Source organism: Thiocapsa sp., assembly GCF_035467215.1.
GTDB lineage: Bacteria > Pseudomonadota > Gammaproteobacteria > Chromatiales > Chromatiaceae > Thiocapsa.
This window is the reverse complement of record NZ_DATITZ010000033.1, coordinates 1-14,105: the sequence shown is the minus strand read 5'-3', so window position 1 is coordinate 14,105 and position 14,105 is coordinate 1. Positions and strand designations below refer to the sequence as shown.

General features: G+C 63.3%; 15 protein-coding genes and 1 tRNA gene. 9 read left to right on the top strand and 7 right to left on the bottom strand.

Annotated elements, in window-relative coordinates; genetic code table 11:
• The 3 genes from purL to VLR48_RS01835 form a co-directional block, all read left to right on the top strand.
• Positions 1–2,399: phosphoribosylformylglycinamidine synthase (gene purL, locus VLR48_RS01845; RefSeq protein WP_325290146.1), on the top strand; the 2,399-nt coding region annotated here is incomplete at its 5' end.
• Between the two features lie 28 nt (positions 2,400–2,427).
• Positions 2,428–2,850 carry an alternative ribosome rescue aminoacyl-tRNA hydrolase ArfB gene (gene arfB, locus VLR48_RS01840; protein WP_325290145.1) on the top strand — a complete coding sequence of 141 codons (423 nt, stop codon included), beginning with the start codon at positions 2,428–2,430 and terminating at the stop codon, positions 2,848–2,850.
• 425 nt (positions 2,851–3,275) lie between these two features.
• A complete protein-coding gene (locus VLR48_RS01835; protein WP_325290144.1) occupies positions 3,276–4,004 on the top strand; it encodes a Crp/Fnr family transcriptional regulator in 729 nt (242 codons plus the stop codon).
• A 54-nt stretch (positions 4,005–4,058) separates the two neighbouring features.
• Here VLR48_RS01835 and VLR48_RS01830 read toward each other — a convergent pair whose 3' ends face one another.
• Positions 4,059–4,235, bottom strand: a complete 177-nt coding sequence (locus VLR48_RS01830; RefSeq protein ID WP_325290143.1) for a CsbD family protein — start codon at positions 4,233–4,235, stop codon at positions 4,059–4,061.
• A 330-nt stretch (positions 4,236–4,565) separates the two neighbouring features.
• Here VLR48_RS01830 and VLR48_RS01825 point away from each other — a divergent pair, with 330 nt between their 5' ends.
• Entirely contained in the window at positions 4,566–4,724 is a 159-nt protein-coding gene (locus VLR48_RS01825) for a DUF3309 family protein (protein WP_325290142.1), read from the top strand.
• Positions 4,725–4,738: 14 nt separating this feature from the next.
• Positions 4,739–4,954 (top strand): hypothetical protein, encoded by a 216-nt coding sequence (locus VLR48_RS01820; protein WP_325290141.1) that lies wholly within the window; start codon positions 4,739–4,741, stop codon positions 4,952–4,954.
• Between the two features lie 193 nt (positions 4,955–5,147).
• On the opposite strand, the gene VLR48_RS01815 is transcribed toward VLR48_RS01820, so the two are convergent.
• The 6 genes from VLR48_RS01815 to VLR48_RS01790 form a co-directional block, all read right to left on the bottom strand.
• Positions 5,148–5,327 carry a hypothetical protein gene (locus VLR48_RS01815; RefSeq protein ID WP_093032997.1) on the bottom strand — a complete coding sequence of 60 codons (180 nt, stop codon included), beginning with the start codon at positions 5,325–5,327 and terminating at the stop codon, positions 5,148–5,150.
• Between the two features lie 222 nt (positions 5,328–5,549).
• Positions 5,550–6,041: a heme-binding protein gene (locus VLR48_RS01810; RefSeq protein WP_325290140.1), complete on the bottom strand. Its 492-nt coding sequence runs from the start codon at positions 6,039–6,041 to the stop codon at positions 5,550–5,552.
• A gap of 166 nt (positions 6,042–6,207) precedes the next feature.
• On the bottom strand, positions 6,208–7,440 hold the full coding sequence (gene ispG / locus VLR48_RS01805) for a flavodoxin-dependent (E)-4-hydroxy-3-methylbut-2-enyl-diphosphate synthase (protein WP_325290139.1): 1,233 nt from the start codon (positions 7,438–7,440) through the stop codon (positions 6,208–6,210).
• Between the two features lie 27 nt (positions 7,441–7,467).
• Positions 7,468–8,352, bottom strand: coding sequence for a DUF4743 domain-containing protein (locus VLR48_RS01800; protein ID WP_325290138.1), 885 nt, complete (start codon positions 8,350–8,352; stop codon positions 7,468–7,470).
• A gap of 188 nt (positions 8,353–8,540) precedes the next feature.
• Positions 8,541–9,341 carry a nucleoside triphosphate pyrophosphohydrolase gene (mazG, locus tag VLR48_RS01795; protein WP_325290137.1) on the bottom strand — a complete coding sequence of 267 codons (801 nt, stop codon included), beginning with the start codon at positions 9,339–9,341 and terminating at the stop codon, positions 8,541–8,543.
• Between the two features lie 81 nt (positions 9,342–9,422).
• A complete protein-coding gene (locus tag VLR48_RS01790; RefSeq protein WP_325290136.1) occupies positions 9,423–9,773 on the bottom strand; it encodes a hypothetical protein in 351 nt (116 codons plus the stop codon).
• 406 nt (positions 9,774–10,179) lie between these two features.
• On the opposite strand from VLR48_RS01790, the gene VLR48_RS01785 reads away from it, so the two are divergent.
• The 4 genes from VLR48_RS01785 to VLR48_RS01770 all read left to right on the top strand — a co-directional run bounded on the left by VLR48_RS01785 (position 10,180) and on the right by VLR48_RS01770 (position 13,975).
• Positions 10,180–10,256 (top strand) — tRNA-Arg (locus VLR48_RS01785).
• A gap of 473 nt (positions 10,257–10,729) precedes the next feature.
• The gene (locus tag VLR48_RS01780; protein WP_325290135.1) at positions 10,730–11,086 is read left to right on the top strand and encodes a hypothetical protein; all 357 of its coding nucleotides are present in this window, start codon (positions 10,730–10,732) and stop codon (positions 11,084–11,086) included.
• A gap of 79 nt (positions 11,087–11,165) precedes the next feature.
• The gene (locus tag VLR48_RS01775) at positions 11,166–13,343 is read left to right on the top strand and encodes a class I SAM-dependent DNA methyltransferase (RefSeq protein ID WP_325290134.1); all 2,178 of its coding nucleotides are present in this window, start codon (positions 11,166–11,168) and stop codon (positions 13,341–13,343) included.
• Complete coding sequence (locus VLR48_RS01770; RefSeq protein ID WP_325290133.1) at positions 13,340–13,975, top strand: restriction endonuclease subunit S; 636 nt, start codon at positions 13,340–13,342, stop codon at positions 13,973–13,975. The genes VLR48_RS01775 and VLR48_RS01770 overlap by 4 nt, the downstream gene beginning before the upstream one ends.
• Positions 13,976–14,105: the final 130 nt, after the last annotated feature.

Below are 14,105 nucleotides of genomic sequence, written 5' to 3'. Positions count from 1 at the left end.
TACTCTTCATCCACGACGTCGGCGCCGGCGGGTTGGCCAACGCGCTGCCCGAGCTGGTCCACGACGCCGGACGCGGAGGACGTTTCGAGCTCCGCGCGGTACCCAACGCCGATCCGGGCATGTCGCCGATGGAGATCTGGTGCAACGAGTCGCAGGAGCGCTATGTCCTGGCCGTTGCAGCCGAGCGGTTGGCGCAGTTCGAGGCAATCTGCGCGCGCGAGCGCTGCCCGCACGCCGTTGTCGGGACCGCGACCGCGGATCAGCATCTGATGCTCGGCGACGCCCATTTTGGGGACACCCCGATCGACATGCCCATGTCGCTGCTCTTCGGCAAGCCGCCCAAGATGGAGCGGGATGCCGTCTCCGGACAGCCGCCGCGCGCGCCGCTGCGCACCGCCGAGATCGATCTTCGCGAGGCGCTCGATCGGGTACTGCGTCTGCCGACGGTCGCCGACAAGTCCTTCCTCGTCACCATCGGCGATCGCAGCATCACGGGTCAGGTCGCGCGCGATCAGATGGTCGGCCCCTGGCAGATCCCGGTGGCCGATTGCGCCGTGACCATCAGCGACTATCGCGGCGTCACCGGCGAGGCGATGGCGATCGGCGAGCGCACGCCGCTCGCCCTGCTCGATGCCCCGGCCTCCGGACGCATGGCCGTCGGCGAGGCGATCACCAACCTCGCCGCTGCACGGATCGCCTCGATCGGCGACATCAAGCTCTCCGCGAACTGGATGGCCGCCGCCGGCGATCCGCGCGAGGACGCCCGGCTCTACGCCACCGTGCGCGCCGTCGGCCTGGAGCTCTGCCCGGCACTCGGGATTGCCATCCCGGTCGGCAAGGACTCGATGAGCATGAAGACGGTCTGGCAGGGTGCATCGGGTGTGCGGCACGAGATGTCCGCGCCCCTGTCGCTGATCGTCTCGGCCTTTGCCCCGGTGCTCGACGTGCGTGCGACGCTCACGCCGCAACTGCGGACCGATCAGGGCGATACCGACCTCATCCTCATCGATCTGGGGGAGGGTCGAAACCGTCTCGGCGGGTCGGCGCTCGCGCAGGTCTACGGCCAGCTCGGAGATGTCGGGCCGGACCTGGATTCTCCGGACCTGCTCAAGCGCTTCTTCGCCGCCATCCAAGAGCTCCAAGACGAGGAGCTGATCCTCGCCTACCACGATCGTTCCGACGGTGGACTCATCGCCACCCTCTGCGAGATGGCGTTTGCCGGGCGTTGCGGGATCGACGTGGATCTGGCCGCGGTCGGCCCCGATGACCTCTCGGCCCTCTTCAGCGAGGAGCTGGGCGCCGTGATCCAGGTGCGCCACACCGAGACGGACGACGTGCTGCAGATCCTGGAGTATCACGGCTTGGCCGAATACAGCCCGGTGATCGGCATGCTCGACGACAGCGATCAGATCCGCGTCTGTCGCCGCTGCCGTCCGCTCTTCGAAGCGAGTCGGTCGGAGCTCCAGCAGGTCTGGTCCGAGACGAGCTTCCGGATGCAATCTCTGCGCGACAACCCCGAGTGCGCGGCCGAGGCCTATGCGCGCATCACCGAGCCGGACCCCGGCCTGCATGCCGAGCTGACCTTCGATCCGGATGATGACCTCTCCGCGCCCTATGTCGAGCGTGGCGCACGCCCGCCGATCGCCATCCTGCGCGAGCAGGGGGTGAACGGACAGGTCGAGATGGCCGCGGCCTTCCACGCCGCCGGTTTCGAATGCGTGGACGTGCACCTGTCCGACATCATGGCGGGCCGCATCGATCTCACGCGCTTCCGCGGCCTCGCCGCCTGCGGCGGCTTCTCCTACGGCGACGTGCTCGGGGCAGGGGAGGGCTGGGCCAAGTCCATCCTCTTCAACCCGCGAGCACGCGATCAATTCCAAGCCTTCTTCGAGCGGCGCGACACCTTCACGCTCGGCATCTGCAATGGCTGCCAAATGCTCTCCAATCTGCGCGAGCTGATTCCGGGCGCGGACCACTGGCCGCACTTCGTGCGCAACCGCTCCGAGCAGTTCGAGGCCCGCACCCTGATGCTCGAGGTCCGGGAGACGCCGTCGGTCCTGCTCGCCGGGATGGCCGGCTCGCGCATGCCGATCGCGGTGGCGCACGGCGAAGGTCGGGCCGAGTTCCGCGATGCCGAGCATCTCGCCGCGGCGCGGTCCTGCGTGGCGACGCGTTATATCGAGAACGACGGCCGGGTCGCCGAGCGTTATCCCGCCAACCCCAACGGCTCGCCCGAGGGCATCGCCGGCCTGACGACGCTTGACGGGCGCGTCACCATCATGATGCCCCATCCCGAGCGCGTCTTCCGCTCCCTTCAGAATTCGTGGCACCCGGATCAGTGGGGCACGGACGGCCCCTGGATGCGTCTGTTCCGCAATGCGCGCGTGTGGGTGAACTAAACCGCTTCCAGAGCGAGTTGCTCCTTTCATGTTGCAGATCTCCAGCCGTATCCGCATCGACGAGACCGAGCTGAGCGAGCGGTTCATCCGCTCGCCCGGACCGGGCGGTCAAAACGTCAACAAGGTCGAGACGGCGGTCCAATTACGGTTCGACGTCGCACGCTCGCCGTCGCTGCCGGAGGATGTGCGCGAGCGTCTGACGCGTCTCTGCGGACGGCGGATCGATTCGGACGGCGTCCTGATGATCGAGGCGCACCGCTATCGCACCCGCGAACGCAATCGAGCCGATGCGCGAGCCCGCCTCGCCGCCCTCATCGCTCAAGCCGCCGTGCGGCCGAAACCACGCATCGCGACCCGGCCGACACGCGCCTCGACCGAGCGACGGCTGGAGACCAAGCGCAAACAATCCAGCAGCAAGCGCATGCGCCGCGCCCCCTCGGATCACGATTGAACCAGGGTGTGCCGCGCGCGGCAAAATCGTCCAACCGGCACGGCAATGCTTTGATCTCGTGAGCCCGCTCCGGCGGTGTCGCGTCTCTCTCGGCCCCCGGCGCCGTTGTGGCCGGGCACGGGCCGAATGACCTTTTCCTCCCGCGGGATCGAGCCCGACGATCATCCGACCGGCACCGTATCCGCGTTATCCGGCCCATCCTCCTGATCGCGCACCGCTATGTCTGCTCCAGGGATACATTCCCGATTCTCTGGAGCGGATCTGCCGACGACCCCCAACCGGCTCGGACACGCCCCCGATGTGAAGAATCCACGCGCCCGGGAGCAGCCGGTGGGCGTTGTTTTGGTCTGTACGCTATCGAACAGATGACTCCGGAAAATTGGGCTAAACTTTAATTTAGAGAATTAGAGTCGAGGGTCACCGAGGTGTCTGACACGCCCACGCCGCAGAAAAACCATCTTCTGGCGGCCCTGTCGGCGGAGGTGCAGGAGCGCATTTTTCCGTTTCTGGAACTGACGCCGATGCCCTTGGGCAAGGTTCTGTATGAGTCCGGGGCACCCGAGCGTCACGTCTATTTCCCCACCGACTCCATCATTTCCCTGCTCTACGTTATGGAAAATGGCGCCTCGGCGGAGATCTCCGTCGTGGGAAACGAGGGTATGGTCGGTATCGCACTCTTCATGGGCGGCGAAAGCACCACCAGTCGCGCCCTTGTGCAGAGCGCCGGATTCGCCTACCGGTTTCCGGGGAAACGCTTCAAGGACGAGGTAAGCCGTCACGGCGAGCTGCTGTTCCTCATGCTGCGCTACTCCCAGGCGCTGATTACCCAAATGGCCCAAACGGCCGTGTGCAACCGCCATCACTCGATCGATCAGCAGCTGTGTCGCTGGCTCCTGCTGTCCCTTGACCGCCTCTCGGTCAATCAGCTCGTCATGACCCAGGAGCTGATCGCCAATATGCTCGGCGTGCGTCGAGAAGGCGTGACGGACGCCGCCGGCCGTTTGCAGAAAGAGGGTGTGATCGAATATCACCGTGGCCATATCACGGTACTGGACCGAGCCAAGCTCGAACAGCTCACATGTGAGTGTTATGCCGTCGTCAAGGCCGAGACGGATCGCCTCCTGCCCTGGGTTCAACCGGGTTCGGTGCAATAAGTCGGGTTGGCAAAGCCTAACCCGACGCTCGCTGTGTGGCTCGCCGGGGGCGTCTTAGATGCTCTTCTTGATGTCCTCTTTGAGGTCGCCGACGCCGGCTTGAACCTTGCCGAGGTTCTTCTGGACATTTCCTTCGACTTCCAGCTCCGTGTCTCCGGTTACATTGCCGGCGACTTCCTTGACTTTGCCCTTCGCTTCTTCGTAGCGGCCTTTGACTTGATCTTTGTTCATGACGGCATCCTGATCTGGAGTTGAGTCGTGACCAACTTGGTCATGACCCGAGCGTGGATTAAGGGCTTCCATCGCAACGTCTTTAAGAATACACAAGAAATTGAAATGGCTTGGTGCGGCAACGCACATAGGCCATAAATTATTTTCGCTGGATGCGGGCGGGGCTGGCGGGTCTTGCTTCCAGCGACACCGTTGCCGGGGGTGGTGTGTTCGCCAGCGCACATAATAATCGACAGATTGCCTGTATATTTTAAAACAGTAGGCCTCGGCAGAATAACTGCAGGTCCTCTCGGACTGGACGAACGCAATGTCCGCAACCGGAGAACGATCATGTCACTCGGTACCATACTACTCATCGTCCTGATTCTAATACTTGTGGGTGTCATCCCGACCTGGTCCCATAGCCGATCCTGGGGTTATGCGCCCAGCGGTATCGTCGGGCTCGTCGTCGTTATCCTGCTCATTCTGGTCCTGTTGGGCCGACTCTAAACGGAGAACTGAAGATGCGTATTTCCACCATGCTGTTTCCTGTCGCAGTGTCGATTGCCATGATGCTCGGTGCTGTCGGTTGTGAACAAGAAGGACCCGCCGAGAGGGCCGGGGAAAAAATCGATCACGCCGCCGAACGCGCGGGGGATAAGATCGAGCAAGCGAGTGAAAAGGCAGCAGACAAGATCGAAGACGCCAAGGACACGGCTAGCGATAAGATCGCCGAGTAGGGAGCAGCGCGCGGCGTCTAAGGAGCGTATCGCGTCCGGCCGCCTGGGCCGGACGTGAGGCGTTTGCGCAAGCACTTCGTTTCATTTGACCGGTACGCCGGAGGATCGCCATCGACGGGGCGAGCAGCGCGACGACGGGAAACGCCTCGCGGCTTTCGGTGGGCCTCGAAAAGGCCTTGATGCAGGTGTCGGTCTACTCGTTCGCCTCGACGACCGCACCCGTGCCGTCCGGTGCGATGACGATCACCAATTTGCCGAGCGTCGGGTGGCGTGCGGTCACCACGGTAAATGCGGGTAGACGCATTTCGCCGATCAACTCGCTTTCGTCCTTCAGGTCTGCAATCAGCGCTGCTTCGGCTTCCAAAAGACGCATCTGTTACCCCCGGTCCTGTTGTGGGACTAAACCGCATCCGGCGTGACATGCCATGTCTGCAGCAGGGGGAAAGACTCGGCGCTCCCCGAAACGCCCTGCACGACGCGGTTTAGATGTCTTCAATCGTGACTTGTCCTGAACCGCGTCCCGCCGCGATTCTTGATCGAGCCGAGGTGGATCTCGCCTCGACCCGACCAAAAACCCACAGAACCCGGTTCAGCATTACATCGCCATATCCAGATCGTCCTGGATCTCGGCAATCCCGGCGAGCGCACATTCCTCGTCGGTCTCCCCGGAGGGTGCGCCGCTGACGCCGACCCCGGCCACCAGCGACGACCCGCCGACCAGGACAGGAACCCCGCCTGCGGACATCACCAGACCCTCGACACGCCCGATCGGCGTATCCGCACGGTCGGCCATGGCCGAGGTCGCGGCATTGAAGTTCACTGCGGTGAATGCCTTCATCTTGCTGATCGGCACGGTGATGGGCGCGGCGATGGTGTCGCGGAGCGTGACCTGCACCGTGCCTTCGCGGTCGACCACGGTCACGGCGATCTGGATCCCTTTTTCGCGACATTCCTCGATCGCCCCTTGCGCGATCTTCACCGCCGCATCCATCGACAGACGCTGCAACGGAACCACCATAGGACCATCGGCAATGGCCGGTCCGCAGATCGACACGGCGGCGATGAGTGCAGGAAGCGTTTTTTTCATGTCTCCTCCTTTTTGTTTTAGGGCAATGGTTTACCTGGCATCTTCATTCGACGTCGCGCCGGGAAGCCTCGGATTAGGTCATGATGGTTTCCGAGAAAGGAGCGACCGGGTGTCGGTGCGAATTGATTCGCACCTTCCACCGAAGCCGACCGGACCCACGCCCCCGTCACTGTGCCCGATAGTGGGTCTCGATATAGTCGTCGACCATCCGTTTGAACTGCTCCGCGATCCCGTCGCCCTTGAGCGTGGCGACCTTTTCGCCGTCGACATAGACGGGTGCTGACGGGCGCTCGTCGTTGCCGGGCAGGCTGATGCCGATATTGGCGTGCTTGCTCTCGCCGGGTCCGTTCACCACACAGCCCATGACCGCGACCTGCATGGTCTCGACCCCGGGAAAGCGGGTGCGCCACTCCGGCATCTGCTCGCGCAGATACCCCTGAATGTCTTGGGCTAGATGCTGGAAGGTGTCGCTGGTGGTGCGTCCGCAGCCCGGGCAGGCGGTAACCATGGGTGCGAAGGATCGCATCCCCATCGTCTGCAGGATCTCCTGCGCGACCACGACCTCGCGGGTGCGTGCCTCGCCGGGTGCCGGGGTGAGCGAGATGCGAATGGTGTCGCCGATGCCTTCCTGCAGCAGCACGGACAAGGCGGCGGTCGAGGCGACGATCCCCTTCGATCCCATGCCGGCCTCGGTCAGACCCAGATGCAAGGCATAGTCGCCGCGATCGGCCAGCATGCGATAGACGGCGATCAGATCCTGCACGCCGCTCATTTTGCAGGAGAGGATGATGCGATCGCGCGGCAGGCCGACCTGCTCGGCGCGTTCGGCGCTCGAGATGGCGGATTCCACCATCGCCTCGCGCATCACCTGCTCGGCATCCAGCGGCTCGGGCGAGCGCGCGTTCTCGTCCATCATCCGCACGATCAGGTCCGGATCCAGGCTGCCCCAGTTCACCCCGATGCGCACCGGGCGGTCATAGCGGCAGGCGATCTCGACCATGGTCGCGAACTGGCTGTCCTTCTTCTCGCCGCGCCCGACATTGCCCGGGTTGATGCGGTATTTCGCGAGTGCCTCCGCGCACTCCGGATAGTCCGTGAGTAGACGGTGGCCGTTGAAATGAAAGTCACCGACGAGAGGCACGCTGCACCCTTGCGCGTCCAGCGCCTCGCGGATCGCCGGGACCGCGCGGGCCGCGGACTCGTGATTGACCGTGATCCGTACCAGCTCGGAGCCGGCGCGTGCCAGCTCGGCGACCTGCTGGACCGTGGACTCGATGTCCGCGGTATCCGTGTTGGTCATGGACTGGATGACGATCGGCGCTAGACCGCCGACGGTCACCGGGCCGATGCGGACCGGGACGGTTCGGCGTCTTTGAATCGGGAATCGAGTTGGGCTCATAGTGCCTTTGCCGCCGCAGCGGCCCTGTCAGTTGGTCGGAGTCGGGCGTTGATCCGACGAGGGCAATGGGGAACGCAGACCCTGGACGATCGCGACATACTGCGGGTCATCCTGAGGAATCAGTCCGTGGCGGATCAGAAAATCGATGATGACCAGGTTGCAGTTGAGCTTGAAGTCATCGGTCTCGCGGACGATCTGCGCGACCTCCTTCGCGGGCAGGCGGTAAAAGGTTTCCACCTCCCCGTCGGTGCAGCGCGGCTCGAAGTCCTCCGGAAGCTCCAGATCGTAGCAGAACATGACATCCGGCTTCAGCCCGCGATCCGAATCGCGACAGTAGGTCACCGCCCCGACGGCCACCGCCCGGTCTGCCAGGGCAGGGGGCATGCCCGCCTCCTCCGCGCATTCCTTGCGCAGATTCTCGAACAGAGCGATGCCGTGGGGCAACCCGCCCGCAACAAGGTTATCGAGTCGCCCCGGGTAGAGCTTGCGATCCGCGGAGCGCCGACCGATCCACATCTCGATCCCGCGCGCGGTCCGCACGTAGCCGTTCAGATGCTGGCCGAAGGCACGCATCCCGAAGAAGGGCGCACAGGCCCGGTCGACCAGGCAGCGTGCGGCATCGCGTCCGCCAGCGGTGACGGGGTATTGCTCCCCGTGCAGGTAGGGAATGACGCCCTCGTCGACGAGTCCTCGGGCGACCTCGGCCAGCACTAAGGTGCAGCCCTCGAAGTCATCCGGCGTCTCGACCCACTCGACCGCGGTCTCCGTGACGCGGAACTGCCTCGGCCAGCGCCGAAGCTCCGCGGCAGCGCTGCGGCGCAGGCTCCCGAGACGCTCGCCCCGTCGGATGAAGGGAGCAAACGCCGCCGGTTCCCAGGCATTGCAGGCATAGATCTTATCGAGATAGCTCATTGATGAACCGCGTCTTGGAGTTTCATGCGACCGATTCGGGTCGCGTCTGCCGCACCTTCCTCCGATACCTCGGCAGGACGCGGTTCAGTTCACGAAAAAATCTTAAAGCCGCGCCAACTCCAACGCTGGTTGATTCGTTCAGGATCAAGCCCGAGTGAAGACCGAGCCGATCGCAAAGAGGCGCGGTTTTAACGCTCCTCGGATTTGATGAGATTCCACAGCCGCTCCATCTCCTCGCGCACCGCAACACTCGGCGCCTGTCCCCCGGCACGCAGGCACACCTCGACCCGCCCGAAGCGTCGCTCGAAACGGTGGTTCGCCGCCCGCAGCGCCTGCTCGGCATCCACGCCTATATGACGGGCCAGGTTCACGCAGGAGAACAGCAGGTCGCCGACCTCGTGGACCCGCTCGGTCGGCTCGGCGTGGGCGCGCAGCGTCTCGCGACACTCCTGCAGCTCTTCGAGCACCTTGTCGAAGACCTCTTCCATCTCGTCCCAATCGAAGCCGACGACCGCCGCGCGCTTCTGCAGCTTCTCGGCCCGCACCAAGGCGGGGAGGGCTTGGGCAACCCCTTCGAGCACGCTTCCGACCGGCCGCTGGCGCTTGCTTGCCCGCTCCGCCGCCTTCTCGCGCTCCCAGTTCGCCCGCACCGCTTCCTCGTCTTCGAGCGTCGCATCCCCGAAGACATGCGGATGACGGCGGATCATCTTCTCGCTGATCGACTGCACCACGTCGGGAAAGGCAAAGCTGCCTTGCTCCTCGGCGATCCGCGCGTGATAGACGACCTGAAGCAGCAGGTCGCCCAGTTCTTCGCGCAGCTCCTTCATGTCCTCGTTCTCGATCGCCTCCGCGACCTCGTAGGCCTCCTCCAACGTGAAGGGCAGGATGCTGCGGAAGGTCTGCTCCTGATCCCAGGGACAGCCGTCCTTCGGATCGCGCAGGCGCGCGATGATGGCGATGAGATCGGCAATCGAGTCGTGTCGGTTCATGGTTTCGGGTCGTCGAACATTAAGCGGATGAGATGGCCGAGGCGACCCGCGGCTAAACGTGGTGCGCCGTCGGACGGATCTTCAGACGAATCCATCAAAGGCCAGACCGAGCAGAATCGAGCCGATTCCGCCCCATTTCCAGTAATCGCGTTGAATGCCGATGATCTCGTCCGGTCTGGAGCGGCTCGGGTCGCGCACGATCGCGTACAGATGCGGTCCAGCCAGGAACCAGGGCAAAAAACCGAACAAGGTCGGCACCGCGAGCCAAAGCGGCACGGGCTCGTTCAGGAAGAGCGCGACGGCCAGCACCGGCCAAGCGATGAGATAAGCCGCGGTCAACTTGGCGTCGAGCGTCTTGTTGGATGTCGTCGCGAAGGTCAGGAGCGCGATGATTCCCCAAGCTGCGACGATCAGGATGAGGACGATGCGCATGGTCTGACGCCGAAGGATGATGGTCGCTGCAAGACGCCGGCACGACAACCCGGATTCGGGATCGTCTGCCCTCCGATTCGGGGATCCCGCCCGAGTCCCGCACCTAAAGAATCACGGTCCAACTCGGCCGTATGGCCCGAGCCGATGGTAGCGGATGCCTGGGTCAGCGGTCCAGCAACCGCGTCGACCCGGATCCGGCCGAGGCCGCGCTCCGAGGCTTCCGCCCGACTACACACCGCGTTGGCATTGCGTTGAAAAGGGTTTCGAGGCGCTTGACAATGACCCTCCGGATCCGGAAGATACGCGGCTCGGTGGTGAGGGCAACAAACGACACCACCAACGCTCAATCAGTCCGCAGGCATGCCGGACTGGATAGAGCCTCCACGGATGGAGCGCCACCCTTAAAGCGCCCGTAGCTCAGCTGGATAGAGTACCTGGCTACGAACCAGGTGGTCGGAGGTTCGAATCCTTCCGGGCGCGCCATAAAACCAACGGCTTAGATCCATCGGATCTAGGCCGTTTTCATTTGAGTCACCATAGAGTCACCACCGGGACGGATTTCGGGGATTTCCGGGCTTCCAAGACCAGCGGGTCAAGCGCCGTCGGGGATCCGGGCGGCTGAGCCTGACCGAAACCGCCGGGCCTTCGGAGCTAACGGTGAACCGGGACGTCGGGGCGAGTCCTCGGACAGGTGGAAGGCTCGGGGCGGGTGTCGGGCTCCACCTCGGGACCGCTCGACCGGTGCGGCTCGTTACGGTAACGCTCGGACCGCGCTTCGATAGCGGTTACCGAAGCAGGCACCTGTTCCGAGATCTGATCGAGGCCGCCGGGGCCTCAAGGTCTCGGGCGGGTCGGGACCTCCGGGCAGATGAACCGGCTCCGAAGTGCTATCGTCCGCCATGGCGCTGCGGGGGACGAACAATCCAAGTCGGGTAAGAGGACAAGGAGAACAACGCATGTCCCCGGATGTCTTCATCGCCAAGCGGCAGGGCGTCACCCTCACCGATCGCGCCTCGGCGCAGAAGCACTTCATCGACCTCTTCCGGATGCTCGAGAAGCAGACCCCGACCGAAGCGGATCCGACCGGCACGCAGAGCGCCGTCGAGAAGGGTGCCAAGACGTCCGGCGGCGGTCGAGCCGACCGATCGGCTGAAACGACGTCAGGCGTGTGCCCAAGCGCTGCACACTCGAATCATCCTCCCTCCGAGGCGGTGCTGCCACACCTGCGCCGCCTCGCCCGTGCCGGCTGCGCCCCCTTGACCACCTGCAATGCGTTCGATTTCGCCTTACCACTGGCTGTGGGATCGATATGATCGGCCCCGTGGATGAGCCAGCAACCCCCTCGGCAGTGCGGTGAAACGTGCCGAAGACCACAGAAAGAGAAATCCATCCGTGAACATTCAGGCGCACGAAGAGCTGAAAGGAAAAATCTGGGAGATCGCGAATCGGCTCAGGGGGCCGTACCGGCCGCCGCAATATCGCCTGGTCATGCTCCCGTTGGTCGTTCTGCGCCGGCTCGATTGCGTCCTGGAGCCGACCAAGGATGCCGTTCTGCAACGGCGCGACGCGCTGGAGGCGCAGCAGATGCCCGAGGCGGCCATGGATAAGCTGCTCGGTAAGGCCGCCGATCCGAACCGTAAGCACCCGCTCTACAACAGCAGCCCCTACACCTTCGCCCGCCTGCTCGGGGATTCCGAGAACATCGCGCCGAACCTGGTCTCCTACATCAACGGTTTCTCGCCGACCGCGCGGAGCATCTTCGAGCGCTTCAAGTTCGCCGACCAGATCGAGAAGCTGGACGCCAGCAACCGTCTCTTTACCATCGTCAAGGCGATGGCCGAGATCGACCTGCATCCAAGCAGAATCAACAACCTCCAGATGGGCTACCTGTTCGAGCATCTGGTGATGCGTTTCAACGAGCAGGCCAACGATGAGGCCGGGGATCACTTCACCCCGCGCGAGGTCATCCGCCTCATGGCGAACCTCATCTACACCGGCGAGCAGGACGTCTACAAACCCGGCATCTACCGCACCATCTTCGATCCGGCCTGCGGGACCGGCGGCATGCTCTCCGAGTCGGAGAAGCTGATCCTCGACCAGAACAAACGCGCGCAGCTTGCACTCTACGGAAAGGAATACAACGACGAGTCCTGGGCCATCTGCTGCTCGGACATGCTCATCAAGGACGAAGACACCGCCAACATCGTCCTCGGCGACACCCTCGGCGACGGCAAAACCCGAGACGGCTTCGAGGGCAGGCGTTTCCACTACCTTCTGGCCAACCCGCCTTTCGGCGTGGAGTGGAAGGACCAGAAAGACTCCGTCGAGCGCGAGCACAAAACCCTGGGCTTCTCGGGCCGCTTCGGCGCCGGGCTGCCGGCCATCAACGACGGCTCGCTGCTGTTCCTTCAGCACATGATCTCCAAGATGCATCCCTTTACTGCGGGGGACGAGGACCGGGTGGGCTCCAAGATTGCGATCGTCTTCAACGGCTCGCCGCTCTTCTCCGGCGACGCCGGATCGGGTCCGTCCAACATCCGCCGCTGGATCATCGAGAACGACTGGCTCGACGCCATCGTCGCGCTGCCGGACCAGCTCTTTTACAACACCGGCATCTTCACCTACGTCTGGCTGGCCACGAACCGCAAGCCGCCCGAGCGGCGCGGCAAGGTGCAACTTATCGACGGCACCCGCTTCTTCAAGAAGATGAAGAAGAGCCTCAACAACAAGCGCAACGAGATCACCGAGGAGCAGATCCGCCACCTAACCCACGTCTACGGCAATTACCAGGACGGGGAGACAGCCGAGGTGGCGATCAACGGTGACACCGAGACCCGAGTCATCTCCCGCATCTTCGACAACCGCGAGTTCGGCTTCATCAAGGTCACGGTCGAGCGCCCCCTGCGCCTGAACTTCGAGGCCACCCCGGAGCGCATTGCAAAGCTCGACAATCAGACTGCCTTCGCCAATCTGGCGACATCGAAGAAGCGTAAGGACACGGCGGCCGCCGAGCGCGAGATCGAAGGTTGGCAGAAGCTGCAGGACGCCATCCGCGACCTGCTCGCGACCCTCGAAGGCAACGGGCGCTACCTGGACCGCGCCGCGTTCGAGGCCGACCTGACGCTGGCCGCGAAGGGGGCATGCCTCAAGCTCCCGGCCCCGATCAAGAAGGCCATCTTCGCTGCCCTCGGCGAGCGCGACCCGGACGCCGAGATCTGCCGAGACACCAAGGGCCAGCCGGAGCCAGACAGCGAACTGCGGGATACGGAGAATGTCCCCCTTGCGCCCGGCACCGAGTTACCCTTGCCCATGGATTTCGGCCCGGATAAGCCCAACGACCGGCTGGTCGCGGCCTTTCGGGCCGAGATCGACGCCTACATGGCGCGCGAGGTAGTGCCCCATGTGCCTGATGCATGGGTTGATTACGACAAGACCAAGGTCGGCTACGAGATTCCGATCAATCGGCATTTCTACGTCTACAGGCCGCCGCGTCCGCTCGATCACATCGAGCGCGACATCACCCAGTTGGAAGGAGAGATCACTGGGCTACTGAAGGGGTTAGTGGGATGAGGCTAAACGCTGGTATTGAGATCCCCGAAGGTTGGCAATTTTTACCACTTAAGCGTATTACGCGGTTCGGTTATGGTGACGCTCTTGCAAGCGATATACGCGAGCAAGGTGGGGTCAAGGTTTATGGTTCCAATGGTGCTTTCGACGAACACTCAGAGGCCAATACGCTCGGTCACTGTATCATCATTGGGCGCAAAGGTTCGTACGGGAAACTCAATTACTCCAACGATCCGGTATTCGCAGTCGACACGACATTCATCGTGGATCGGCGTCATACTGGCGCCGACCTGCGGTTCCTGTACTACCTGCTTGGTGTTCTTGGGCTGGATGAGCTATCGGACGATACCGCGGTGCCCGGCCTTTCGAGAGAAAAAGCCTACCAGGCTCTAGGCCCGCTACCCCCGCTCGGCACGCAGCGACGGATTGCCCGGTTTCTGGATGAAAAGACGGCGCGTATCGACGGGCTGATCGAGAAGAAACGCGCGCTGCTCGACCGGCTAGCCGAGAAGCGACAGGCCCTGATCACCCGCGCTGTTACCAAGGGCCTCAATCCCGACGCCCCCATGAAACCATCCGGCATCGACTGGCTCGGCGACATCCCGGCGCATTGGGATGTGTTTTTGGTTAAGTAACGATTCACTAACAAGTAACGCATTTTATCTCAGGTTTTTTCTATAAAAAGAGCGTTACCGACTTGAAAAGGATCCGACCTGCTGCGAGCATCGCTCCCGACGATCCGAACGGGAGTGGTCGCTCTATGAA

Coding starts and splice junctions, on each gene's coding strand:
- mazG (WP_325290137.1), bottom strand. CDS start 9,341: ATGAACCGACACGACTCGATTGCCGATCTCATCGCCATCATCGCGCGC.
- VLR48_RS01825 (WP_325290142.1), top strand. CDS start 4,566: ATGTCACTCGGTACCATACTACTCATCGTCCTGATTCTAATACTTGTG.
- VLR48_RS01815 (WP_093032997.1), bottom strand. CDS start 5,327: ATGCGTCTTTTGGAAGCCGAAGCAGCGCTGATTGCAGACCTGAAGGAC.
- VLR48_RS01810 (WP_325290140.1), bottom strand. CDS start 6,041: ATGAAAAAAACGCTTCCTGCACTCATCGCCGCCGTGTCGATCTGCGGA.
- VLR48_RS01820 (WP_325290141.1), top strand. CDS start 4,739: ATGCGTATTTCCACCATGCTGTTTCCTGTCGCAGTGTCGATTGCCATG.
- VLR48_RS01830 (WP_325290143.1), bottom strand. CDS start 4,235: ATGAACAAAGATCAAGTCAAAGGCCGCTACGAAGAAGCGAAGGGCAAA.
- VLR48_RS01790 (WP_325290136.1), bottom strand. CDS start 9,773: ATGCGCATCGTCCTCATCCTGATCGTCGCAGCTTGGGGAATCATCGCG.
- VLR48_RS01780 (WP_325290135.1), top strand. CDS start 10,730: ATGTCCCCGGATGTCTTCATCGCCAAGCGGCAGGGCGTCACCCTCACC.
- arfB (WP_325290145.1), top strand. CDS start 2,428: ATGTTGCAGATCTCCAGCCGTATCCGCATCGACGAGACCGAGCTGAGC.
- VLR48_RS01800 (WP_325290138.1), bottom strand. CDS start 8,352: ATGAGCTATCTCGATAAGATCTATGCCTGCAATGCCTGGGAACCGGCG.
- VLR48_RS01770 (WP_325290133.1), top strand. CDS start 13,340: ATGAGGCTAAACGCTGGTATTGAGATCCCCGAAGGTTGGCAATTTTTA.
- ispG (WP_325290139.1), bottom strand. CDS start 7,440: ATGAGCCCAACTCGATTCCCGATTCAAAGACGCCGAACCGTCCCGGTC.